This is a genomic window from Actinomadura parmotrematis (genome assembly GCF_019458805.1).
Classification (GTDB): Bacteria; Actinomycetota; Actinomycetes; order Streptosporangiales; family Streptosporangiaceae; genus Spirillospora; species Spirillospora parmotrematis.
In genome coordinates this window covers 61,336-83,390 of the sequence record NZ_JAIBOA010000007.1, presented here as the reverse complement: position 1 = coordinate 83,390, position 22,055 = coordinate 61,336, and the positions used below count along the sequence as shown (strand labels likewise).

Here is a 22,055-nt window from a genome sequence, read left to right as displayed (position 1 = left end):
GCGGTCAGTGCCCGGTGATGGCGTCGGCGATGCGGGCGAGGCCCGAGGTGTCGGACGCGTCGCGTTCGCGGGCGTCCGCGCCCCGGTACAGCGCGTACATGGCGTGCACGCCGAGCCAGCGGAGCGGCTCGGGCTCCCAGCGCCGCACCCGCCAGTTCACCCACGGCAGCGCGGTCAGCTCGGTGTCGCGGCGCAGCACCAGGTCGCGCAGGGTGCGGCCGGCGAGGTTGGCGGCGGCGACGCCGTGGCCGGTGTAGCCGCCGGCGTGGCCGAGGCCGGTGCGGTGGTCGACGACGGCGGTCGAGCACCAGTCGCGGGGCACGCCGAGCACCCCCGACCAGGCGTGGTCCACCTGCCCGGCGGCGGCGTCCGGGAACATGTCGACGAGCATCCGCCACAGGGCGTCCACGGTCTCGGGGCGGGTGTCGCCCGCGTCGTCGACCTTGGAGGCGTACCGGTAGGGGCGGCCCCGGCCGCCGAAGGCGATGCGGTCGTCGGCGGTGCGCTGGGCGTAGGTGTAGTAGTGCGCCATGTCGCCGAGCAGCTCGCGGCGGCCCCAGCCGATGCGGTCCCAGACCTCGGCGGGCAGCGGCGTGGTGACGATCATGGAGCTGTTCATCGGGAGCCAGTCGCGGTGGTGCCCGGCGATCCCCGCGGTGAAGCCCTCGGTGGCGCGGATGACGTACTGGGCGGTGACCGTCCCGTAGGGGGTGACGGCCGCGCCCGGCCGGATGCGGCGCACCGGGGTGCCCTCGTAGACGTCGACGCCGAGCGCCCGGACCGTCGCCACCAGGCCCCGCACGAGCTTGGCGGGCTGGACGCGGGCGCAGTGCGGGCTCCAGGTGAGGCCGGTGGCGTCCGCGACCTCCAGCCGCTCGTGCGGGCCGAGCAGGACGAGGTCGTCCTCGTTCCAGCCCCAGGCGCGGCTCTCGGCGACCATGTCGGCGAGGCGGTTCTGCTGGGCGGCGTTGCGGGCGACGGTGAGGACGCCGCCGTGCACGATGTCGGCGTCGATGCCCTCGGCGGCGGCGACGTTGACGACCTCGGCGACGGTGTCGAACATGGCGCGCTGCAGGGCCACGGCGGCGGGGCGGCCGTGCCGGGCGGCGTAGCGCTCGCGCGCCCCGGCGATCTCGCCGACGAGCCAGCCGCCGTTGCGGCCGGACGCGCCGAACCCGGCGAACTCCTTCTCCAGCACGGCGATCCGGAGGTCCGGCTGGGCCTTCTTGAGGTAGTAGGCGGTCCAGAGGCCGGTGTAGCCGCCGCCGACGACGCACACGTCGCAGGCGAGCGGCCCGATCAGGCGCGGGCCGGGCTCGGGCAGGCCGATCGCCCGGTACCAGTAGGACACCCCGCCGTTGGCGAAGCCGGGAGCGAGCGGCGCCGCTGCAGAACTCATGGCGACATATTGCTGTATTCCACCCTATTTCGCCTAGAGGCGACGGAATCTGTCGTCAGGCGTGGACGGGGCGACGCGATCCGTGCCAGGAGCCGCGGTGGGCGGCGTAGTGCGCGGTGCCGTCGGGGTCGCTGCGCCGCGCGGTCATCCCGACGGCGCGCGCGACCTCGGCCGACACCGTGCCGGCGGCGTCGACCTCGGCGGTGACGCCGCGCAGCCCGAGCACGTCGAAGGCGTAGTCCAGGACGGCGGCGGCGGCCTCGGCGGCGAGGCCCTGGCCCCAGCGGGCCGGCTCCAGGCTGTAGACGATCTCGGCGTCGGCGCCGTCGGGGCCGCCCGTGCCGTGGTGGCCGCGCAGCCCGGCTACGCCGATCAGCTCGCCGGCCGGGGCGTCGTCGGGGCCCTCGCCGGGCGCCCAGCGGAGCGCCCAGAGGCCGTAGCCCTCGACGCGGAAGTCCCGCTCGCTGCCCGCGATGATCTCGCTGATCTCCTCGGCCGACACCAGCAGGTCGTCGAACAGGTGGCGGCGCACCACCGGGCCCGTCCAGTGCGCGAGCAGCTCGGCGTGGTCGCCCGCGCCGAGCGGGTGCAGGGCGAGCCTGCCCGTGCGCAGCACCTCGGTCACGATCCCTCCTCACCCCAGGCGGGGGCCGGTTCTCCTTCCGGCAGGCCCGTCCTGAAGACCCTCATCTGCAGCGCGAGCGCCGCGTAGTAGCCGACCAGGGACACGAGCTCGACGAGCGCGGCGCGCCCGAGCGTGGCGACGGCCTCGTTGTAGAGGGCGTCGCCGAGGTCGCGGTCGGCGGTGAGCTGGGCGGCGGCCTCGCAGACGAGGCGCTCGCGCACGTCGGCGAGCATCGGAACGCGGCCCTCGCGCAGCGCGGCGATCTCGGCGTCGGTGAGGCCGGCGCGGCGGCCGAGCCGCTCGTGGGCGTACCACTCGAACGCCGAGCGCCAGTGCCGGGCGACGACCAGGACGGCGATCTCGCGCTCGCGGCGGGTGAACCCGGTGCGGAAGCGCAGCGCGGCGCCGAGCTCCTGGAGCGGCATCCCGACGGCGGGGCTGTAGAGCATCGCGTTGAACGGGCCGAGCAGGCGGCCCTCGCCGTCGGTGACGTCGAAGGGGGCGGGCCCGCCCGCGCGGGGGCCGCCGGTGACCGCGTCGTAGACGGCGCGCTGCTCGTCCCTCAGCATGCCGGGCGGCAGCAGGGGCAGCCGCTGCGGGCGGTGCTCGTTGCCGTGGTCACCGCTCAGGGGGTCGATCACTTACCGCACGCTAGGCGGTGCGCGGCGCCGTCTCAACCCCCTGTCCGTTATGTGAAACCCTCAGATCATGGTGACGTAGCGGTTCCGTAACACCTCTCGGCGAGAGTGGACACCGCCTGCTCACCATCCTTAACGGAGGGCGTCCGATGCCGCTGCTGCGCGTCCGCACCGAGATCGAGGACCGGCCCGGCCGCCTGGCCGTGCTCACCGCCGCGCTGGCCCGGCGCGGCGCCAACATCCTCGGCCTGTCGGTCCAGGTCGGCACCGACGGGGTGGTGGACGAGTTCGTGGTGGACGTGCCGCCGGGCGGCGCGAGCGCCGCCGAGCTCGCCGCGTGCCTGGAGGCGGCGGGCGGGGTCCGCACCGTCGCCGTCCCGGCCCGCCCCCGCGAGCTGGTCGACGACACCACGCGGGCGCTGTCGCTGGTCGCCCGGCTGCGCGCCGAGCCCGCCGCCTTGCCCGGCGCCCTCGCCGAACTCCTGCGCGCCGACGGCGCCGCCTGGACGACGATCGGCGACGGCGACGGCGACGGCGACGGAACGCTGACCGTGCCCGTCGGGCACCGCCGCGCGATCCGGCTGCACCGTCCCGGCCTGCCCTTCACCGCCACCGAGGCCGCCCGCGCCGACGCCCTCGTGCGCGCCGTGCTGCCCGCCGGCAGCCCCCGCCCGGCCTCGCGGCGGGTGCCGCTGCGCGACGGCACCCACATCGCGGTCCGGCCGATCGAGGCGCGCGACGCCGCCGCCGTCCGCGCCATGCACGAGCGCTGCTCGCTGGAGACGCGCCGGATGCGGTATTTCAGCGCCAAGCCCTTCCCGCCGCAGCGGGCCGTCGACCGGTTCTGCGACCCCGCGCACGGCCTCACGCTGGTCGCCGAGGGCCCCGACGGGTCGCTGCTGGCGATGGCCCACCTGATCCACGTGCTGGACCCCGGCGTCGCCGAGCTGGCGTTCCTGGTCGAGGACGCCTGGCAGGGCCGCGGCCTCGGCCGCGCGCTCGCCGAGCTGCTCGTGGTGATCGGCCGCGAGCGCGGCCTCGTCGAGCTGCGCGCGACCGCGTTCAGCGAGAACGCCCGGATGCGGCGCCTGCTGACGTCCCTCGGCGGCCGCACCCGCCGCACCGAGGAGCCGGGCGTCGTGGAGGTGCGGCTCCGCCTCGACGGCCGCGCCGTCCCCTCCCCCGCGGAAGGCGCTGGCAAGATGTCCCGGTGACCGGCATCTACGACGACCCCGCCGCCTACGACCTGGCCTGCTCGTTCCGCGAGGTGCCGCCCGAGGTGGCGGTCCTGCTGTCGTGGTGCGCGCGGCACCGGCCGGACGGGGCGCCGCCCGTCCGGTCGGTGCTGGAGCTGGCGGCGGGCCCGGCCGAGCACGCCCGCGAGTTCGCCCGGCGCGGCGTCGCCGCCACCGCCCTGGACCTGCATCCGGCGATGTGCGCCTACGCCGCCGAGCGGGCCGCCGCCGACGGCGTCGCGCTGGAGGTCGTGCGCGACGACATGACGGCCTTCTCCCTGGCCCGCCGCTTCGACCTCGTCGTCACGATGCTGGACTCCACCTCGCACCTGATGACGCTGGACGCCTTCACCGCCCACCTCGACCGGGCCGCCGCCCACCTGGCGGACGGCGGCCTCTACATCGTCGAGATGGCGCACCCGCGCGACCGCATCGGGGACGCTCCGTCGGTGTCCACCTCCTGGACGGTCGAGGGGCCGGGCGTGCGGGCGAGCGTCCGGTGGGGCGAGCCGGACGACCGCCTGGACCCGGTCACCCAGATCGCCGCCGACCGCGTCACGATGACGATCACCGGGGCGGGCGCCCGCGTCGTCGAGGACGTGGTGCCCTACCGGTTCTGGACGGCGACCGAGCTCGCCGCCGCCGTCCGGCTGTCGGGCGCCCTGGAGGTCGTCGCGCAGTACGGCGACTTCGGCGACGTCGCCCTCACCGACCCGCACGCCTGGCGGATGATCACCGTGCTGCGGCCCGTGCCACGACCCGCCGGCTAGGCGGCGGACCAGCCGGGCATCGGGTAGCCGGCGAGCAGCTCGCGGATCTCGGCGGCGACGCGCGCCTCCACCGCCCGGTCCTCCTTGGCGACCCCGGCGACCACCGCGTCGATCCAGGCGGCGATCCGCGGCATCTGCTCCTCGCCCAGGCCGCGGGTGGTGATCGCGGCGGTGCCGAGGCGCAGGCCCGAGGGGTCGAAGGGCTTGCGCGGGTCGAACGGGACGGCGTTGTAGTTCAGCTCGACGCCCGCCCGGTCCAGGGCCTGCGCGGCGGGCTTGCCCGCGACGCCCTTGCTCGTCAGGTCGATGAGCACCAGGTGGTTGTCGGTGCCGCCGGAGACCAGGTCGTAGCCGCGCTCGGCGAGCGCGGCGGCGAGCGCGCGGGCGTTGGCGACGATGCGGTGGGCGTAGGCGGCGAACTCAGGCGCCGCGGCCTCCTTCAGCGCGACCGCGATCGCGGCCGTCGTGTGGTCGTGCGGACCGCCCTGCAAGCCGGGGAAGACGGCCTTGTCGACGGCGGCGGCGCGCTCGGCGGTGGACAGGATCATCGCGCCGCGCGGGCCGCGCAGCGTCTTGTGCGTGGTGGTGGTAACGACCTCGGCGTGCCCGACCGGGGACGGGTGCGCGCCGCCCGCGACGAGGCCCGCGATGTGGGCGATGTCGGCGGCGAGGACCGCGCCGGTCTCGCGGGCGATCTCGGCGAACGCCGGGAAGTCGATGGTGCGCGGGACGGCGGTGCCGCCGCACCAGATCAGCTTGGGCCGCTCCTTCAGCGCCAGGTCGCGGACCTGGTCCATGTCGATGCGGCCGGTGTCGGCGCGCACCTCGTAGCGGACGGGGGTGAACCACTTGCCGGTGGCCGACACCGACCAGCCGTGGGTGAGGTGGCCGCCCATCGGCAGCGACAGGCCCATGACCTTGTCGCCGGGGTCCAGGAAGGCCAGGTAGACGGCGAGGTTGGCGGGCGAGCCGGAGTAGGGCTGGACGTTGGCGTGCTCGGCGCCGAACAGGTCCCTGGCGCGCTCGACGGCCAGGAGCTCGATCGGGTCGACGTTCTGCTGGCCCTCGTAGTAGCGGCGGCCGGCGTAGCCCTCGGAGTACTTGTTGGTGAGGACCGAGCCGGTCGCCTCCAGCACCGCCGGGGAGACGTAGTTCTCCGAGGCGATGAGGCGGATCTTCTCGAACTGGCGGCGGGCCTCGTCCTGGACCAGCCCGGCGATCTGCGGGTCCTCGGCCTGGAGGCGGGAGATGGCGGGATCGTGCACGGCGTCCTCCGCGACGTCACGCCGGGGGCTCGCCTGCGGGCACCCCCGGCAAGGGGTGCCGTTCACCCAGGCGCGCGGTGTCCGGTCGTGGGTCGCTCCCCGGTGGTCGAGTCCACCTTGACTGCGCCAGTCGCGTGCGGCCCAGCATAGCGGCCGGGGCCGGGACGGACACGGCGGCGAGCCCGGCGAGCAGCAGCACCGCGCCCGCGGCGGCCGCCGGGGAGGGCCGCTCGTGCAGGACGGCGAGGGCGAGCGCGGCCGACACCAGCGGTTCGGCGAGGCTGAGCGTCCCGGCGGTGGCCGCGCTCACGCGGTGCAGGCCCGCGATGAAGCAGGTGTAGCCGAGGGCGGTGGTGGCGAGCCCGAGCCAGGCGATCAGCGCGGCGGACCGGGGCGCGGCCAGCGCGGGCGCGGCGGCCGCCGTCCAGGGCAGCAGGACGGCGCCGCCGAGCAGCAGCGTCACCGCGACCGCCGCCAGCGTCGCGGCCATGCCGTCCGCGCCGGCGCCGAGACGGCCCGCCAGCGCCTTGGCCGACACGGTGTACACGCCGAAGCAGAGCGCGGCGACCGCGCCGAGCGCGACGCCCAGCGGGTCCGGGCGGGTGTGCCCGCCGGGCAGCACCAGCAGGACGCAGCCCGCGACGGCGCAGGCCGTCGCGGCCCACCAGCGGCGCGACGGCCGGGTGCCGAGCACCGCGCTCTCGCAGAGGCCGGTGGCGACCGGGACGAGCCCGAACGCCACCGCCGTCGCGAGCGCCGCGCCCGTCCGCCCGACGGCGCCGAGGAAGGCCGGCTGGAAGATCCCGGTGGCGGTGGCCGCCGCGAGCAGCGGGCCCCGGGCCGGGCGGCCGAGGGCCCGGAAGGCGCGCGGCCTGATCACCAGGACCGCGAGGGCGAGGACCAGCCCGCCCGAGAAGATCCGCGCACCGCCGATCGCGGCGGCCCCCGCACCCGAGGCCATCAGCTCGCGGGCCGGGCCCACCGTCCCCCACAGCACCCCGGACGCCAGCACGAGCAGCACCCCGGGGACGTCGTTACGTCGCTCCATGACGATGACGCTAAGGAAACGTCCGCCCGGATGCGCTTCGAGCCGTCATTGCTTCGGCACGGCCGATCCGAGCCGCCACTTCTTCGGCCGGCGGGCTCTCAGGAAACTCTCAGCCGCGCGACGTTCGCCCCGACGCCGAACCGTCCGCAGGAAGTTCGGTCTGCTCGGCGGGCGCGACGTGGTCGTAGACGACGATCGTCCGCACGTCCACGTACTCCTTGCGCCGGGCCAGCCGGTCGAGCACGAAGTCCCGCAGGTAGGCGGTGCTCGGCACGGCGATGTGCACGAGCACGTCCTCGTTGCCGGTGACGACGAACACCCCGACGGTCTCGGGCAGCGCGGCCAGGCTGTCGCGGGCCGCCTCGATCGCCTCCCGCGACTGCGGGCGGATCCGGATGGAGATGAGCGCCTGCACGCCGCGGCCGAGCGCCTCCAGGTCGGCGACCGCGTGCACGCCGGTGATCACCCCGCGGGCCCGCAGCGCCCGGGTGCGCTCCAGCGCCGTCGAGGGCGCGATGCCGACCGCCTCGGCCAGCTCGCGGTTGGTCTGCCGGCCGTCGCGCTGCAGCCGGCGCAGGATCGCCTGGTCCACCGCGTCCATCGGGTCCTCCGTTCGCCGCGCCGAACACCGGGCCGCCGCGCGCGGCCCGGACGGCGCCCCCGTCGAAGAATATTCGGCGACCGGCCCGCCGCGCACCGTTCACCGGACGGTGGCCCCGCCTCTCATCGGGACTTCATCCGTTCGCCCTAGACTCGGTGGCCGGAACCCCCTCCACCGATCCGAAAGCGACCCCGCTCCCCGCGTTCATATGCTCACAGGACACACGCCGGCGGCCGAAGCCGCGCCCACCCCGTCCACCCCGCCGCCTACCCCCTCCGCCCCGCCCCCAGGGGAACCGCCCGCCCCCGCCCGGCCCGTCTCGACGGCCCGGCTCGGCTGGCTGGACGCCCTGCGCGGCGTCGCGGCCCTGGTCGTCGCGCTGCACCACGCCGCGGGCAACTACATGCCGGGCAGCCGGATGCGGCTGACCGAGTGGTTCGACCCCGGCACCTTCGGCGTCCTGGTGTTCTTCCTGGTCAGCGGGTACATCATCCCGGCGTCGCTGGAGCGGCGCGGCGACCTGCGGCGCTTCTGGATCAGCCGGGCGTTCCGCATCTACCCGCTGCTGCTCGCCGTCCTCGCCGCCGGCGTCGTCCTCGTCGCCGCCGGCGGCAACCGGCTGAACGGCGCGGGCGGCGACCAGCCCGCGGTGATCACCTTTCTGGCGCACGCCACGATGCTGCAGGACATGCTGGCCGTCCCGAACGGCGTCTACGTGATCTGGACGCTGTCCTACGAGATGGCGTTCTACCTGCTGGTCGCCGGGCTGTTCGCGGCGGGCCTGCACCGCCGGTCGGCGGGGGTCGCGGTCGCGCTCACCGCGCTCGCCGTGCTGCTCGTCACGGTCGCCTGGGGCGCGGAGGTGTCGGTGCGGGCCGGGGTGAACCGGACCGTGGTCGGCGCGGCGGCGGTGATGGCCGTCGCGGTCGGCCTCGCCTGCACCCGCCGGCCCGTCCTCGCCCGCGCGGGCGCGATCCTCGGCGCCGTCCTCGCGGTCGCGCTCACCGTGCTGAACAGCCGGGCCGCGACCTGGGAGGGTCTGATCATCCTGGCGGTGATGTTCACCGGCACCGCCCTGTACCGGGCCGAGCACGGCCAGCTGCAGTGGCGCACCGCGCTCGGCGCCGCGGGCGCCGTCCTCGCCGCCGCGGTCGGCCTCGGCCTGTACGCCAACCGGTCCTGGGGGCCCGGCGTGACCGACTGGGGCGCCAAGCGGGCGTGGGCGAGCGCGGTGGTCCTCGCCGCGCTGCTGTTCGCCGCCGGGATGGCGCTCCGGCACCGCCCGATGCCGCGCTGGCTGACCTGGCTCGGCGTCGTCAGTTACTCGGTGTACCTGCTGCACCCGGTGCTGCTCGCGGCGCTCACGACCTTCTACAAGCCCGCCGAGGAGCGGCCTCTGATGGTGCTGGCGTTCCCGCTGCTGCTGCTCCCGGCGGCCTACCTGACCTACCGGGCCGTCGAGCGGCCCATGCAGAACCTCGGGCACCGGGTGGCGCGGCGCCTCACCTAGAGACGCCGCGGCCCCGGTCCCCGCGCGGGGACCGGGGCCGGGTGCGGCGTCCTCGGGGTCAGCCCCGGGCCGCCGCCTCCATGGCCTTCTTGACCAGGCGGCGCTTCTCCCGGAGCTTGGCGAGCGCCTCCTCCAGGATCGCCTCGCCGTCGGCGTCGCTGCGCCGCTCCTTCACGTAGGCGAGGTGCGTCTTGTAGGGCTCGGTCTTCGGCGGCGCCGGCGGGCTGTCCTTGTCCTGCCCGGCGGGGAACCCGCAGCGCGGGCAGTCCCAGGTGTCCGGCACCGCGACGTCGGTCGCGAAGCTCGGCCGGGTCTCGTGCCGGTTGGCGCAGTAGAAGGTCACCCAGACGCGGGGGGCCGCGTCGCCGCGCTCGGCCTCCCCCATCGGGCCGGCCCCGACACGGCTGCCCCGAATCGCGTTGCCACTACCCACGGACTAACTCCTCGCTCAGAATGCCGCTGCCGCCCGTGCGCGAGGCGCACCGGCGGCGGCGCGGCGGTCGTACGTACCTACGCGGCCTTGCCCGGCTAGGCGCCCTTGCTCTTGAACAGCAGCCCGAGCACGACGATCGAGGCGAACCAGACCACGCCGACCCCGATGGTCAGCCGGTCCAGGTTGCGCTCCACCACCGAGGACCCGCCGAGCGACGACGAGATGCCGCCGCCGAACATGTCCGACAGGCCACCGCCCTTGCCCTTGTGCATGAGCACGAGGGTCACCATCAGCAGGCTGGTGATGAGAAGCACGATGGAGGTGGTGATGATCCACGGAGTCACAGTGTTCAGCGCCTTTTCTGGCCACCCCCGCGGGTGCGGGGTCTTCTCTAGCAAGGACGGAGGATCGCGCCGGGCGGTTTACCCGTCAGGTACGAAGGGTACGACGAACTGACCTGTAGTTCGGCAAGAACCCCCGCGGCGCACCCGAATTGATCAGAATTGATCAGACCGGCAGGTCGCGGTAGCGGCAGATCTTGACGAACTCCCCCGCGTCCAGGCTGGCCCCGCCGACGAGCGCGCCGTCCACGTCGGGCTGCGCCATGATCCCGGCGGCGTTGTTCCCCTTGACCGAGCCACCGTACAGGATGCGCACCTGGTCGGCGGTGCCGCCGTCGTACAGCTCGGCGATCCGGGTGCGGATCGCCGCGCAGACCTCCTGCGCGTCGGCCGGGGTGGCGACCTCGCCGGTGCCGATCGCCCAGACCGGCTCGTAGGCGATCACCAGGCCGCGCACCTGCTCGGCGGTGATCTTCTGCAGCGCGCCGTCGACCTGCGCGAGGCAGTGCCCGACGTGCTCGCCGGCCTTGCGGACGTCCAGGCCCTCCCCGACGCAGACGATCGGGGTGATCTCGTGCGCCAGGGCGGCCCGCGCCTTGCCGTTGACGATCGCGTCGGTCTCGTGGTGGTACTGGCGGCGCTCGGAGTGCCCGACGGTGACGTAGGAGCAGTCCAGCTTGGCCAGCATCGACGCGGCGATCTCGCCGGTGTAGGCGCCCGCGGCGTGCTCGGAGACGTCCTGGGCGCCGTAGGCGATGGACAGCTTGTCGGCCTGCACGAGGGTCTGCACGGACCGGATGTCGGTGAACGGCGGCAGCACCGCCACGTCCACGGCGTCGAAGTCGGTGTCCTTCAGCGCGAACGCCAGCTTCTGGACCAGCGCGATGGCCTCGAAGTGGTTGTTGTTCATCTTCCAGTTGCCCGCCATCAGCGGCTTGCGGGCGGGGGCGGTGGCAGCCATGTTCGCTCAGTCCTCCAGGGCCTGCAGGCCGGGCAGCGTCTTGCCTTCCAGGTACTCCAGGCTGGCGCCGCCGCCGGTGGAGATGTGGGAGAAGGCCGACTCGTCGAATCCGAGGGTGCGGACGGCGGCGGCGGAGTCGCCGCCGCCGACGACGGTGAAGGCGCCCGAGTCGATCAGGCCCTGCGCGACGGCGCGCGTCCCGTGGGAGTAGGGCTCCATCTCGAACACGCCCATCGGGCCGTTCCAGAACACCGTCTTCGCGCCGGCCAGGCGGGACGCGAACAGCTTGCCCGACTCGGGGCCGATGTCCAGGCCGAGGCGGTCGGCGGGGATCGCGTCGGCGGCGACGACGTCGTGGTCGGCGTCGGCGGCGAACGCGGTGGCGGCGACGATGTCGACCGGCAGGACGAACTCCACGCCGTTCTCCTCGGCGCGCCGCAGGTACTCGCGGACGGTGCCCAGCTGGTCCTCCTCCAGGAGGCTGTTGCCGACCTCGTGGCCCTGGGCCTTCAGGAAGGTGAAGACCATGCCGCCGCCGATGAGGATGCGGTCGGCCTTGCCGAGCAGGTTGTCGATCACGCCGAGCTTGTCGGAGACCTTGGAGCCGCCGAGCACGACGGCGTAGGGGCGCGCGACGTCCTCGGTCAGCTTCTTCAGCACCGCGACCTCGGTCGCGATGAGGCCGCCGGCGGCGTGCGGGAGGCGCTGCGGCACGTCGTAGACGCTGGCGTGCTTGCGGTGCACGGCGCCGAAGCCGTCGCCGACGTAGACCTCGGCGAGGGCCGCCAGCTCGTCGGCGAACGCGCCGCGCTCGGCGTCGTCCTTGCTGGTCTCGCCGGCCTCGAAGCGCAGGTTCTCCAGCAGCGCGACGCCGCCGCCCGCGAGGCCGTCGACGGTGGCGCGGGCGGAGTCGCCGACGGTGTCGGTGGCGAAGGCCACCTCGGTGCCGAGGAGCTCGCCGAGGCGGGCGGCGACGGGGGCGAGGGAGAACTCGGGCTTGACCTCGCCCTTGGGGCGGCCGAGGTGAGCCGAGACGATGACCTTGGCGCCCTTGGCGCGGAGCTTCTCGATGGTGGGGACGCTGGCCCGGATCCGGCCGTCGTCGGTGATGGCGCCGTCCTTCAGCGGGACGTTCAGGTCCGCACGGACCAGAACCCGCTTGCCGGCGACGTCCAGATCGTCGATGGTGCGCATCGCGATGTCCTTCCGGAGACGCGCCCGCCGTGGCCGCGGGGCCCCGAGGGGCCGCGGCCACGGCGGGCGGGGCGGGTCAGAGGGAGGTGCCGACGAGCTTGATCAGGTCGACGAGGCGGTTGGAGTAGCCCCACTCGTTGTCGTACCAGCCGACGACCTTGACCTGGTTGCCGATGACCTTGGTGAGGCCGGAGTCGAAGATGCACGAGGACGGGTCGGTGACGATGTCCGACGACACGATCGGGTCCTCGGTGTAGGACAGGAACCCGGCGAGGGGGCCGCTCTCGGCGGCGGCCTTCATCGCGGCGTTGACCTCCTGGGCGGTGGTCTCGCGGCCGACCTCGACGGTGAGGTCGGTGGCCGAGCCGGTCGGGATCGGCACGCGCAGCGCGTAGCCGTCGAGCTTGCCCTTCAGCTCGGGCATGACCAGGCCGATGGCCTTGGCGGCGCCGGTGGAGGTCGGCACGATGTTGAGGGCGGCGGCGCGGGCGCGGCGCAGGTCCTTGTGCGGCGCGTCCTGCAGATTCTGGTCCTGCGTGTAGGCGTGGATGGTGGTCATCAGGCCCTTCTCGATGCCGAAGGTGTCCTGGAGGACCTTGGTCATCGGGGCCAGGCAGTTGGTGGTGCAGGAGGCGTTGGAGATCACCGTGTGCGCCGCGGCGTCGTAGGCCGAGTCGTTGACGCCCATCACGATGGTGACGTCCTCGTTCTTGGCCGGCGCCGAGATGATGACCTTCTTGGCGCCGTTGTCGGCGTGCACCCGCGCCTTGTTGGCGTCGGTGAAGAAGCCGGTGGACTCCACCACGACGTCGACGCCGAGGTCGCCCCACTTGAGGTTGGCCGGGTCGCGCTCGGCGAACGCCTTGATCGCCTTGCCGCCGACGATGATCTCGTCCTCGGTGGCCTTCACCTCTTCGGGGAAGCGGCCGAGGATGCTGTCGTACTTCAGCAGGTGGGCGAGGGTGGCGTTGTCGGTCAGGTCGTTGACCGCCACGATCTCGATGTCGGCCCCGCTCGCCTTGACCGCGCGGAAGAAGTTGCGGCCGATCCGGCCGAACCCGTTGATGCCTACTCGGATGGTCACGGAACGGCTCTCCTCTTACGTCGTCTCGCACTGGACCGGGGGCGGGCTCGGGCGACCGGGGCCGTCCCCACCTGTGACCCTATCCAATTCGAGCGCCGGTCTCCGACACCGGCGGCGCGGGATATCGAGGGTGAGTCGCCCTCCGCCGCGCGGGGGATCGGGCGCCCGCCGGCCTGGTCTGGACCTCTCTGTCTAGACCAATGGGGCACACGCCCTGAATCGGCGCCCGCAGATACCCCACATCACGCATCAGGTGACTTTCCAGAACATTCCTGGCGCCCCGGTGACGCGGCGATGAACGCGCGGAAATGTCACGTCCGTCACCGCCGGAGGTCCACCGGGCCGGGGCCGCGGGTGTCTCTGCCGCATGACCCCTCGATCATGGGCGGCCGTACTGGCCCTCGGCGCGGTGCTCGGCGCCGCGCCCGCGTGCGGCACGTCCCCGCGGTCCGCCGCGCCGACCGCACCGCCGACCGGCGTGCCCTGCCTCGGCTACAACGGCCTGAACACCGCCAACCCGGCGGACCAGGTCGCCGCCGGGCGGTTCGCCTCCCCCGGGCTGAAGCCGGTGCGGGTCGCGAACGGCTCCGACGTGGACTGGGGCCTCGACCCCTACAACGACCGGACGTGGCAGCTGTGGCTGCACTCGCTGGAGTGGCTCGGCTCCCTCATCGCCAAGGGCGACGCGCCGTCGCTGGCCCGCGCGGCCGCGATCGTCCGTGACTGGCTGCACGACAACTCCTCCACCCGGGGGATGGACGCGGACCGGCGCACGGCCGTCGCCGAGGGCACCAAGTTCCGGCTGATCACCATGGTCTGCCTGCACGCCCGCTACCGGGCGCCCTGGCTGGACCGCGCGATCGCCCGGCACGCCGCCTGGCTGGCCGACCCCGCGCACTACTCGGGCCCGTGGAACCACGGCACCGACGAGTCGATGATCCTGCTGGCGGCGGGCTGCTCCGTCGGCCGGACCGACCTCGCCGGCACCGGCTACGCGCGGCTCGCCGCCGCCATGACCGCGCCGCCGGGCGGCGCGCGGCCCGCCATCGACGCGCAGGGCGCCAACAACGAGCAGTCCACCCACTACGCCGTCTACAACCGCTCCCGGTGGGCGCTCGCGTTCGACGTCGTCCGGGCCTGCGGGCGGCCAGTGCCCGACGAGTGGGAGCGGCGGCTCCGCCTGCTGGACGACTTCATCGCCTTCCAGCTCACCCCGGCCGGGCGCCGGCTCCAGATCGGCGAGTCCTACGCCGGCACCGCCGCCGAGATCTCCGACGCCGGGGACGGGCCCATCGCGTGGGTCGCCTCCGGCGGGAAGCGCGGCCGGCACCCCGCCGACCGCGCCCGCGTGTACGACGCCGGGTACGTCATGGGCCGTTCGGACTGGAGCCGGCACGCGGTCGCCTACACCGCCCGGTTCGGGCCCGGCCGCTACGCGCACGGCCAGGACGACCACATGTCCCTGACGTTCTTCGCCGAGGGCCGCGACCTCATCGTCCCGAGCGGCCACATCGGCTACAGCGACGGCACCTGGCGCACGTGGCTGAGATCGCCGCAGGCGCACAGCACCCTGGCCGTGAGGGGCGCCGCCTTCGACTCCCGGGCGGCGACGGCGCTCACCGCGCACCGGTTCACCCCGGCCGCCGACGCCTTCGCCTTCACCGACACCGCCTACGCGGGCGCCACCCGCCACCGGTCCGTCCTCGCCGCCTGGCGGCCCGGCGCGATGGCCGTGCTGGACGAGGTCCGCTCGGCGCGGCCCCACACCGCCGACCAGCTCTGGCACCTGCCCCACGGCTTCGCCGCACGCGCCGTGGCGGACGGGGCGGTCGCCACCGCCGGGCGCGTCCGGGTGGACTTCCTGCGGATCCCGCTGCCCGGCCGGGCCGCCCCCGCGCCGTCGGTGACGCCCGGCTGGATCGCGCCCGCCGCGCGCACGACGCTGCCCGCGCCGGTCGTGACGCTGTCGGCCGCCGGGACCGACGTGCGGATGCTGACGCTCATCGCCCCGTCCACGGGCGGGACGCGGCCCCGGGTGCGCGCGTCGGCGCGCCCGGACGGCACGGTCCGGGTGGAGACCGCGATCGGTGGGCGGCGCCTGGCGTTCGAGGCGTCCGCCGACGGCACCCTGCGGCGCCTGCCGTGATCATCGTTCACCGGGTGTTCACCGGCCCCCGGGTCAACCTCCGCGCGGTTCGGCGGTCCTACTCGCATGATGCCGATGGCTGTCGATGAAGCGTCGGACGGCGGCTACGCCGAGCTGTTCGACGCGCACTTCTGGGGGCTGGTGCGCTTCGCGCGCCTCCTCGGCGCCGACGACCCCGAGGACGTGGCCCAGGAGGCGTTCGTCCGCCTGCACCGCAAGCAGCGCGCCCTCCGCGACCCCAACGCCTCGCTCGCCTACCTGCGCACCACGGTGTGCAACCTGACGCGCAACCGGCTGCGCCACCTCGGCGTCGCCCGCCGCCGGTCCCACCTGGCGCCGCCGCAGGACGTGGCGTCGGCCGAGGCCAGCGCGGTCGGTCGCGAATCGGTGCGCGAGCTGATCGCCGCACTCGGCGGGTTACCCCGCCGGCAGCGCGAGACGCTGGTGCTGCGCTACTGGCTCGACCTCACCGAGCGCGAGGCCGCCGAGGTGCTCGGAGTGGGGATCGGCACCGTGAAGACGCACGCGGCGCGGGGCATCGCCGCGCTCGGCAGGACCCTGGGAGAGGCACGATGACGCCCGTCGACGAGCGCGCGATCGAGGAGCGGCTGCGCGCCGCCCTCGCCGCCGAGGCCGCCCTGGTCCGTCCGCACGGCCACGCCAGGGCCGAGAACGCGGCGCGGCTCGCCCGCGTCCGGAGGCGGTCCCGGCTCTTCCTTCCGTTGCTCGCCGCGACGGCGACGGCGGCGGTCGTGGCGGTCGCGGCGGTCGCCGTCCCCGCCGCCCTGCATCGGGACGCGCCGCCGGCGGCGGGCTGGGTGAACGCCCTGGATCCGCGCTACCGGCCGACCGGTCCGGTCTGGCGCCCCGGCGGGGACACCGCGCTCTGGCCGGCGCACGACCAGCTCTGCTGGCGCGCCGCCGGCGGGGGCGGGGACTGCCGGAAGTGGACGCTGCCGTCCGGCGCCCTCGTGACCGTCGTCATGCATCGCGTGGTCCGGGTCACGGACGAGCGGCGGGGGAGGTTCGAGCAGGAGCTGTACGGGGTCGCCGCCCCGGCGGTCACCGGAATCCAGGCCGGCCCCGCGATGACCGGCGCGGCCGTGTCCTTCGGCGGGGGCTCGCCACGCATCTGGCGGCTGGCCTACACCTCCGACGCGGGCACGAGAGCGTCCGTCCTGACGTTCACGACGTCCGCCGGGCGCACCGGCACCCTGATCGCGACGTCGGACGGCGGCACCGCCCAGGCGATCGCCACGGCCGAACCGGCGCGCACCGTCTCCTACGCGGAGTCCCGGCCGCGACCGCTCACCGCCGGCGTCCCGCTGTTCACCCTGCGCAGGGGAAGCCGCCAGGTGCCGGTGAAGGTCTTCCAGGACGGCCTGTGGATCGGGTTCGGATCCGACGTGAGCGAGGAGGCGAGTCCGGTGAGCCGGCGCTACCCGCTGTCCTTCGGCCTCGTCCGGGAGGCGCCCGAAACCGGCTCGGACCGCTGGTGGTACGGGTCGCTGGGCGAAAAGGTCGCCCGGGTCGAGCTCCGGCTGAACGACGGCCGCACGCTGAGCGCGCGCATGACAGACCTGACCAACGCGCGGGCCTTCGCGCTGCACGTCACCGGGGTGAAGGGCCGCAGGAACCGCATCGGAACGCTGGTCGCCTTCGACGCCGCGGGGCGCGCCGCCCACACCTACCGGGTCTGACCCGGTCCGGAAAACGGCGCCGCCGGTCCCCGGGGGTGAGGGGGCCGGCGGCGCCGTTCGGGTGCGGGCCGGGTCAGGGGGCCAGCATGTCGGCCGTCAGGTTGGCCTCGGTGCCGGGGATGCCCTGGTCGCTCGCGCGCTTGTCGGCCATGGCCAGCAGACGCCTTATACGGCCGGCGATCGCGTCCTTGGTGAGCGGCGGGTCGGCGAGCTGGCCGAGCTCCTCCAGCGACGCCTGCTTGTGCTCCAGGCGGAGCCGGCCGGCGTTGACCAGGTGCTCGGGCGCGTCGTCGCCGAGGATCTCCAGGGCGCGCGCGACGCGGGCGCCGGCCGCGACGGCGGCGCGGGCCGAGCGGCGCAGGTTCGCGTCGTCGAAGTTGGCGAGCCGGTTGGCGGTGGCGCGCACCTCCCGGCGCATCCGCCGCTCCTCCCAGGCCAGCACGCTGTCGTGCGCGCCGAGCCGGGTCAGCAGCGCGCTGATCGCGTCGCCGTCGCGGACCACCACCCGGTCCACCCCGCGCACCTCGCGGGCCTTGGCGTGGATCTTCAGGCGGCGGGCGGCGCCGACCAGCGCGAGCGCGGCCTCCGGCCCCGGGCAGGTCACCTCCAGCGACATGGAGCGGCCCGGCTCGGTGAGCGAGCCGTGCGCGAGGAACGCCCCGCGCCACGCCGACTCGGCGTCGCAGGCCGCGCCCGCGACCACGTGCCGGGGCAGGCCCCGCACCGGCCGGCCGTTGTTGTCGATCAGGCCGGTCTGGCGGGCCAGCGACTCGCCGTCGCGGAACACCCGCACCACGTACCGGTTGCCCTTGCGCAGCCCGCTCGGGGCGAGGACGACCACGTCGGAGGTGTGCCCGAACACCTCGGCGATGTCCTTGCGCAGCCGCCGCGCGGCGGCCCCGGTGTCGATCTCGGCCTCGATCACGATGCGGCCGCTCACCAGGTGCAGACCGCCCGCGAACCGCAGCAGCGTCGAGACCTCGGCCTTGCGGCAGCACGGCTTCAGCACCGTGAGCCGGCTCAGCTCATCCTTCACCACACCGGTCATCGCCATAGATGAACCCTCTCCCCCTGTTCGCTTGCGATCCTCGCCCGCCGCGCGCGGCGGACGCCACCCCTCGCCGGACTGCCAGCAGTCTCGCCGATTACGGCCCGGCCGGGCGGTCCTCGGCGAATATCTGTACGAAGGCTTGGGCCAGCAGGGCCGGATCATGACGCGGCGACCCGTCGGGCGCCGCGACGTCGGCGAGCACCAGGCGCCCGCCGAGGTCCTTGACGGCCCGGTCCAGGGCCTCGGTGTCCTCCACCACGCCCCGGTCGGCGAGCACCACGTCGACGCGGAGGCCCGGCGCGTGCGCCTGGAACACCTCCAGGTGCCGCTGCGGGGAGAAGTCGTCGGTCTCGCCGGGCTGCGGCACCAGGTTCAGCGCGACGGCGCGGCGGGCGCGGGTCGCGGCGAGGGCGCGGGCCAGCTCGGGCACCTGCAGGTGCGGCAGCACGCTGGTGAACCACGAGCCGGGGCCGAACACCACCCAGTCGGCGTCGCCGACGGCGGCGAGCGCCTCGGGGCAGGCGGGCGGGTCGGGCGGGACGAGCGAGACGCCGAGCACGTCGCCGGGCGTCTTGGCGCACTCCACCTGCCCCTTGACGAACGACACCACGTCGGGGCGGGCCGGGTCGGCGCCGCGCACCTCGGCGACGATGTCCATCGGCACCGACGCCATCGGCAGCACCCGGCCGTGCGCGCCGAGCAGCCGGCCGACCCAGTCCAGGCCCTCGACGGTGGACCCGGCGCGGTCGCCGAGCAGCTCCCACAGCGCGACGATCAGCAGGTTGCCGACGGCGTGGTCGTGCAGGCCGCCCTGGCTGCGGAAGCGGTGCTGCACCACGTCGCGCCAGGTCTGGCCCCACTCGTCGTCGCCGCAGAGCGCGGCGAGGGCCATCCGCAGGTCGCCGGGCGGCAGCACGCCGAGCTCCTGCCGGAGCCGGCCGCTGGACCCGCCGTCGTCGGCGACGGTGACCACGGCGGTGAGCCGGTCGGTGACGCGGCGGAGCGCCGACAGCGAGGCGTACAGGCCGTGGCCCCCGCCTAGCGCGACGACCTTGGGGCCTGGGGATTCCACCGGGACGTCCGTCTCCTGTTCACCCGCCGGCGCCCGCGCCGGCGTCACTCACGGCCGAGGTCGCGGTGGGCGACCTGCACTTCGATGCCCTCGTCCCGCAGCCGGGCGGACAGTTGTTCCGCCATGGCCACACTACGGTGTTTGCCGCCGGTACAGCCCACGGCGAGCGTCACGTAGTGCTTGCCCTCGCGCTCGTAGCCGTCGGCGAGCAGCCGCAGCACCTCGGTGTAGGCGTCCAGGAACTCCTTGGCGCCGCGCTGCCCGAGGACGTAGTCGCGGACGTCGGCGTCGCGGCCGGTCTTCGGGCGCAGCTCGGGCACCCAGTGCGGGTTCGGCAGGAACCGGCAGTCGACGACGAGGTCGGCGTCGACGGGCAGGCCGTACTTGTAGCCGAACGACACGACGGTGGCGCGGAGGCTGGACTCGCCGGTGTCGGTGCCGAAGAAGCCGATGATCTTGGCGCGGAGCTCGTGCACGTTGAGGCCGCTGGTGTCGATGACCAGGTCGGCCTCGGCGCGCACCTCGCGGACCGCCTCGCGCTCGCGGGCGATGCCGTCGACGAGGCGGCCGTCGCCCTGGAGCGGGTGCGGGCGGCGCACGCTCTCGAAGCGGCGGACGAGGTCGGCGTCGCCGGCCTCCAGGAACACCACCCGCGGGTGGACGCCGCGCGCCTCCAGCTCGGCGATGGAGGAGTGCAGGTCGGCGGTGAAGCCGCGGCTGCGCACGTCCACCACGACCGCGATGCGCGGCACCGCGTCGCGGACCCGGCCGCCGAGGTCGGCCATGGTGGCCAGCAGTCCCGGCGGCAGGTTGTCGACCACGAACCAGTCGAGGTCCTCCAGCGCCTTGGCGGCGGTGCTGCGCCCGGCACCGGACATGCCGGTGACGATGACGATGTCCGGGATGTTCGCCTCGACGGTCATGTCCGTTCTCCCCCGTGCTGGTCGCCGGCGCCCGGGGCGCCGGTGTCGGTGGCGGTGGTGCCGGCGGCGCCGGGGGCCGTGCCCCCGTGCAGCGCGGCCAGGATGGCCTCGGCGCTGCGCAGGCCGATGCCCGGCACCTCGGCGATCTGCTCGGGCGTCGCGCCCTTCAGGCGCTTCACCGAGCCGAAGTGCTTGAGCAGCGCCGCCCGCCGGGCCGGGCCGAGGCCCGGGACGTCGTCGAGCTCGCTGACGGTGAGCGCCTTGGAGCGCTTCTGCCGGTGGTAGGCGATGGCGAACCGGTGCGCCTCGTCGCGGACGCGCTGCACCAGGTACATGCCCTCGCTGTTGCGCGGCAGGATGACCGGGTCGTCGTCGCCGGGCAGCCAGAGCTCCTCCAGCCGCTTGGCGATGCCGGCGACGGCGATGTCGTCGATGCCGAGCTCGTCCAGGGCCCGCTGGGCGGCGGCGACCTGCGGCGGGCCGCCGTCGACGAGCACCAGGTTCGGCGGGTAGGCGAACCGGCGCGGCCTGCCCGTCTCGGGGTCGATCGGCTGGTGCGCGCCGGCCTGGACGCCACCGGGGTCGTCGGGGTCCTCGGCGAGGTTCGCCAGCTCGCCCGTCTTCTCGCTCTCGGCGAGGTAGCGGCGGAACCGGCGGGTGATCACCTCGTGGATCGAGCGGACGTCGTCCTGCCCCTCCACCGCCTTGATCGAGAACCGCCGGTACTCGCCCTTGCGGACCAGGCCGTCCTCGAACACCACCATGGACGCCACGACGTGCGTGCCCTGGAGGTTGGACACGTCGTAGCACTCGATGCGGAGCGGCGCCTCGTCGAGCTCCAGGGCCTCCTGCAGCTCGCGGAGCGCGAGGCTGCGAGTGGTGAGGTCGCCGGCGCGGCGGGTCTTGTGCTGCTTGAGGGCCTCGTGGGCGTTGCGGGCGACGGTCTCCATCAGCGACCGCTTGTCGCCGCGCTGCGGCACCCGCAGCGCGACGGGGCCGCCGCGCTGCTCGCTCAGCAGCTCGGTCATCGCCTCGGCGTCGGCGGGCAGCTCGGGGACGAGCACCTCGCGCGGCGCCGACTCGGTCTCGCCGTAGATCTGGATGAGGAACTGCTCGACCAGGCCCGCGGTGCCGACGTCCTCGACCTTGTCGACGACCCAGCCGCGCTGGCCGCGGATCCGGCCGCCGCGCACGTAGAACACCTGGACGGCCGCCTCCAGCTCGTCCTCGGCGAGGGCGACGATGTCGCAGTCGGTGCTGTCGGGCAGCACCACGGCCTGCTTCTCCAGGGCGCGCTGCAGGGCGCGGACGTCGTCGCGCAGGCGGGCGGCGCGCTCGTACTCCTCCGACGCGGCGGCCTCGCGCATCTCGCGCTCCAGCCGCTTGATGAACCGGCCGGCCTGCCCGGCCATGAAGTCGCAGAACTCGTCGGCGAGCAGCCGGTGCTCGGCCGGGCTCACCTTGCCGACGCACGGCGCCGAGCACTTGTCGATGTAGCCGAGCAGGCAGGGCCGGTCGAGCTGGCGCTGGCGCTTGAACACCCCGGCCGAGCAGGTGCGGACCGGGAAGACGCGGAGGAGCTGGTCGACCGTCTCGCGGATCGCCCACGCGTGCGAGTACGGGCCGAAGTACCGGACGCCCTTGCGTTTCGCGCCGCGCATCACCATCACCCTCGGGAACTCCTCGTTCAGGGTGACGGCGAGATAGGGATAGGACTTGTCGTCGCGGTAGCGGACGTTGAACCGGGGGTCGAACTCCTTGATCCAGGAGTACTCCAGCTGGAGCGCCTCGACCTCGGTGCCGACGACCGTCCAGGTGACCTGGGACGCCGTCCGCAGCATCGTCTGCGTGCGCGGGTGCAGGCCCGCGAAGTCGGCGAAGTAGGAGTTCAGCCGGGCCCGCAGGTTCTTGGCCTTGCCCACGTACACGACGCGGCCGTGCTCGTCGCGGAAGCGGTACACCCCCGGCGACTCGGGGATGGATCCCGGTGCGGGTCGGTAGGTCGCCGGATCTGCCACACCCGCAAGGTTAGTGGCCCGCACCGACAGTCCGCGCGGCG

The 22,055-nt window shown here is 74.5% G+C and carries 20 protein-coding genes, 1 pseudogene and 1 riboswitch; of the genes and pseudogenes, 6 read left to right on the top strand and 15 right to left on the bottom strand.

Going from position 1 to position 22,055, the window contains the following annotated elements:
- Window positions 1-4: 4 nt before the first annotated feature.
- Genes K1Y72_RS12680 through K1Y72_RS12670 form a run of 3 tightly spaced genes read right to left on the bottom strand, consistent with a single transcriptional unit; the run spans window position 5 to window position 2,665 of the window.
- The gene (locus K1Y72_RS12680; RefSeq protein ID WP_220166313.1) at window positions 5-1,399 is read right to left on the bottom strand and encodes an NAD(P)/FAD-dependent oxidoreductase; all 1,395 of its coding nucleotides are present in this window, start codon (window positions 1,397-1,399) and stop codon (window positions 5-7) included.
- 55 nt (window positions 1,400-1,454) lie between these two features.
- Window positions 1,455-2,024 (bottom strand): GNAT family N-acetyltransferase, encoded by a 570-nt coding sequence (locus tag K1Y72_RS12675; protein WP_220166312.1) that lies wholly within the window; start codon window positions 2,022-2,024, stop codon window positions 1,455-1,457.
- On the bottom strand, window positions 2,021-2,665 hold the full coding sequence (locus K1Y72_RS12670) for a carboxymuconolactone decarboxylase family protein (RefSeq protein WP_220166311.1): 645 nt from the start codon (window positions 2,663-2,665) through the stop codon (window positions 2,021-2,023). The genes K1Y72_RS12675 and K1Y72_RS12670 overlap by 4 nt, the downstream gene beginning before the upstream one ends.
- A 146-nt stretch (window positions 2,666-2,811) precedes the next feature.
- Here K1Y72_RS12670 and K1Y72_RS12665 point away from each other — a divergent pair, with 146 nt between their 5' ends.
- On the top strand, window positions 2,812-3,876 hold the full coding sequence (locus K1Y72_RS12665; protein ID WP_220166310.1) for a GNAT family N-acetyltransferase: 1,065 nt from the start codon (window positions 2,812-2,814) through the stop codon (window positions 3,874-3,876).
- Window positions 3,873-4,667, top strand: a complete 795-nt coding sequence (locus tag K1Y72_RS12660) for a class I SAM-dependent methyltransferase (RefSeq protein WP_220166309.1) — start codon at window positions 3,873-3,875, stop codon at window positions 4,665-4,667. The genes K1Y72_RS12665 and K1Y72_RS12660 overlap by 4 nt, the downstream gene beginning before the upstream one ends.
- Here the strand turns inward: K1Y72_RS12660 and glyA are convergent.
- From glyA to K1Y72_RS12645, 3 genes and pseudogenes are all read right to left on the bottom strand, one after another.
- The gene (gene glyA / locus K1Y72_RS12655; protein ID WP_308287034.1) at window positions 4,664-5,932 is read right to left on the bottom strand and encodes a serine hydroxymethyltransferase; all 1,269 of its coding nucleotides are present in this window, start codon (window positions 5,930-5,932) and stop codon (window positions 4,664-4,666) included. The two genes, K1Y72_RS12660 and glyA, sit on opposite strands and share 4 nt — an antisense overlap.
- Window positions 5,933-5,989: 57 nt before the next feature.
- Window positions 5,990-6,076: riboswitch (ZMP/ZTP riboswitch) on the bottom strand.
- 34 nt (window positions 6,077-6,110) lie between these two features.
- A pseudogene (locus tag K1Y72_RS12650) lies at window positions 6,111-6,980 on the bottom strand (DMT family transporter); the annotation flags it as partial.
- 109 nt (window positions 6,981-7,089) lie between these two features.
- Window positions 7,090-7,581 carry an Lrp/AsnC family transcriptional regulator gene (locus K1Y72_RS12645; protein ID WP_220166307.1) on the bottom strand — a complete coding sequence of 164 codons (492 nt, stop codon included), beginning with the start codon at window positions 7,579-7,581 and terminating at the stop codon, window positions 7,090-7,092.
- A 208-nt stretch (window positions 7,582-7,789) separates the two neighbouring features.
- Between K1Y72_RS12645 and K1Y72_RS12640 the strand changes: the two genes are divergently transcribed.
- The gene (locus K1Y72_RS12640; RefSeq protein WP_258572353.1) at window positions 7,790-9,091 is read left to right on the top strand and encodes an acyltransferase family protein; all 1,302 of its coding nucleotides are present in this window, start codon (window positions 7,790-7,792) and stop codon (window positions 9,089-9,091) included.
- A gap of 58 nt (window positions 9,092-9,149) precedes the next feature.
- Here K1Y72_RS12640 and K1Y72_RS12635 read toward each other — a convergent pair whose 3' ends face one another.
- From K1Y72_RS12635 to gap, 5 genes are all read right to left on the bottom strand, one after another.
- A complete protein-coding gene (locus K1Y72_RS12635) occupies window positions 9,150-9,524 on the bottom strand; it encodes an RNA polymerase-binding protein RbpA (protein WP_220166305.1) in 375 nt (124 codons plus the stop codon).
- 95 nt (window positions 9,525-9,619) lie between these two features.
- Window positions 9,620-9,868, bottom strand: coding sequence for a preprotein translocase subunit SecG (gene secG, locus K1Y72_RS12630; protein ID WP_308287033.1), 249 nt, complete (start codon window positions 9,866-9,868; stop codon window positions 9,620-9,622).
- 163 nt (window positions 9,869-10,031) lie between these two features.
- Window positions 10,032-10,826, bottom strand: coding sequence for a triose-phosphate isomerase (tpiA, locus tag K1Y72_RS12625; protein ID WP_220166303.1), 795 nt, complete (start codon window positions 10,824-10,826; stop codon window positions 10,032-10,034).
- A 6-nt stretch (window positions 10,827-10,832) separates the two neighbouring features.
- Complete coding sequence (locus tag K1Y72_RS12620) at window positions 10,833-12,020, bottom strand: phosphoglycerate kinase (protein ID WP_258572352.1); 1,188 nt, start codon at window positions 12,018-12,020, stop codon at window positions 10,833-10,835.
- Window positions 12,021-12,096: 76 nt separating this feature from the next.
- The gene (gene gap, locus K1Y72_RS12615) at window positions 12,097-13,104 is read right to left on the bottom strand and encodes a type I glyceraldehyde-3-phosphate dehydrogenase (protein WP_220166301.1); all 1,008 of its coding nucleotides are present in this window, start codon (window positions 13,102-13,104) and stop codon (window positions 12,097-12,099) included.
- A 367-nt stretch (window positions 13,105-13,471) separates the two neighbouring features.
- Here gap and K1Y72_RS12610 point away from each other — a divergent pair, with 367 nt between their 5' ends.
- The 3 genes from K1Y72_RS12610 to K1Y72_RS12600 all read left to right on the top strand — a co-directional run bounded on the left by K1Y72_RS12610 (window position 13,472) and on the right by K1Y72_RS12600 (window position 16,950).
- Window positions 13,472-15,250: a heparinase II/III domain-containing protein gene (locus tag K1Y72_RS12610; protein WP_220166299.1), complete on the top strand. Its 1,779-nt coding sequence runs from the start codon at window positions 13,472-13,474 to the stop codon at window positions 15,248-15,250.
- A 75-nt stretch (window positions 15,251-15,325) separates the two neighbouring features.
- Window positions 15,326-15,826, top strand: coding sequence for a sigma-70 family RNA polymerase sigma factor (locus tag K1Y72_RS12605; protein ID WP_258572351.1), 501 nt, complete (start codon window positions 15,326-15,328; stop codon window positions 15,824-15,826).
- Entirely contained in the window at window positions 15,823-16,950 is a 1,128-nt protein-coding gene (locus tag K1Y72_RS12600; RefSeq protein WP_220166294.1) for a hypothetical protein, read from the top strand. The genes K1Y72_RS12605 and K1Y72_RS12600 overlap by 4 nt, the downstream gene beginning before the upstream one ends.
- Before the next feature lie 73 nt (window positions 16,951-17,023).
- On the opposite strand, the gene whiA is transcribed toward K1Y72_RS12600, so the two are convergent.
- From whiA to uvrC, 4 genes are all read right to left on the bottom strand, one after another.
- Complete coding sequence (gene whiA / locus K1Y72_RS12595; protein ID WP_220166292.1) at window positions 17,024-18,004, bottom strand: DNA-binding protein WhiA; 981 nt, start codon at window positions 18,002-18,004, stop codon at window positions 17,024-17,026.
- A 91-nt stretch (window positions 18,005-18,095) separates the two neighbouring features.
- Entirely contained in the window at window positions 18,096-19,073 is a 978-nt protein-coding gene (locus K1Y72_RS12590) for a gluconeogenesis factor YvcK family protein (RefSeq protein ID WP_220166289.1), read from the bottom strand.
- A 44-nt stretch (window positions 19,074-19,117) separates the two neighbouring features.
- Window positions 19,118-19,996 (bottom strand): RNase adapter RapZ, encoded by an 879-nt coding sequence (gene rapZ, locus K1Y72_RS12585; protein ID WP_220166287.1) that lies wholly within the window; start codon window positions 19,994-19,996, stop codon window positions 19,118-19,120.
- Window positions 19,993-22,014: an excinuclease ABC subunit UvrC gene (gene uvrC / locus K1Y72_RS12580; protein ID WP_220166285.1), complete on the bottom strand. Its 2,022-nt coding sequence runs from the start codon at window positions 22,012-22,014 to the stop codon at window positions 19,993-19,995. Before uvrC ends, rapZ begins: the two co-directional genes overlap by 4 nt.
- Window positions 22,015-22,055 lie beyond the last annotated feature (41 nt).

Coding starts and splice junctions, on each gene's coding strand:
- K1Y72_RS12680 (WP_220166313.1), bottom strand. CDS start 1,399: ATGAGTTCTGCAGCGGCGCCGCTCGCTCCCGGCTTCGCCAACGGCGGG.
- K1Y72_RS12665 (WP_220166310.1), top strand. CDS start 2,812: ATGCCGCTGCTGCGCGTCCGCACCGAGATCGAGGACCGGCCCGGCCGC.
- K1Y72_RS12645 (WP_220166307.1), bottom strand. CDS start 7,581: ATGGACGCGGTGGACCAGGCGATCCTGCGCCGGCTGCAGCGCGACGGC.
- K1Y72_RS12640 (WP_258572353.1), top strand. CDS start 7,790: ATGCTCACAGGACACACGCCGGCGGCCGAAGCCGCGCCCACCCCGTCC.
- tpiA (WP_220166303.1), bottom strand. CDS start 10,826: ATGGCTGCCACCGCCCCCGCCCGCAAGCCGCTGATGGCGGGCAACTGG.
- K1Y72_RS12620 (WP_258572352.1), bottom strand. CDS start 12,020: ATGCGCACCATCGACGATCTGGACGTCGCCGGCAAGCGGGTTCTGGTC.
- K1Y72_RS12610 (WP_220166299.1), top strand. CDS start 13,472: ATGACCCCTCGATCATGGGCGGCCGTACTGGCCCTCGGCGCGGTGCTC.
- K1Y72_RS12605 (WP_258572351.1), top strand. CDS start 15,326: ATGGCTGTCGATGAAGCGTCGGACGGCGGCTACGCCGAGCTGTTCGAC.
- K1Y72_RS12600 (WP_220166294.1), top strand. CDS start 15,823: ATGACGCCCGTCGACGAGCGCGCGATCGAGGAGCGGCTGCGCGCCGCC.
- whiA (WP_220166292.1), bottom strand. CDS start 18,004: ATGGCGATGACCGGTGTGGTGAAGGATGAGCTGAGCCGGCTCACGGTG.
- rapZ (WP_220166287.1), bottom strand. CDS start 19,996: ATGACCGTCGAGGCGAACATCCCGGACATCGTCATCGTCACCGGCATG.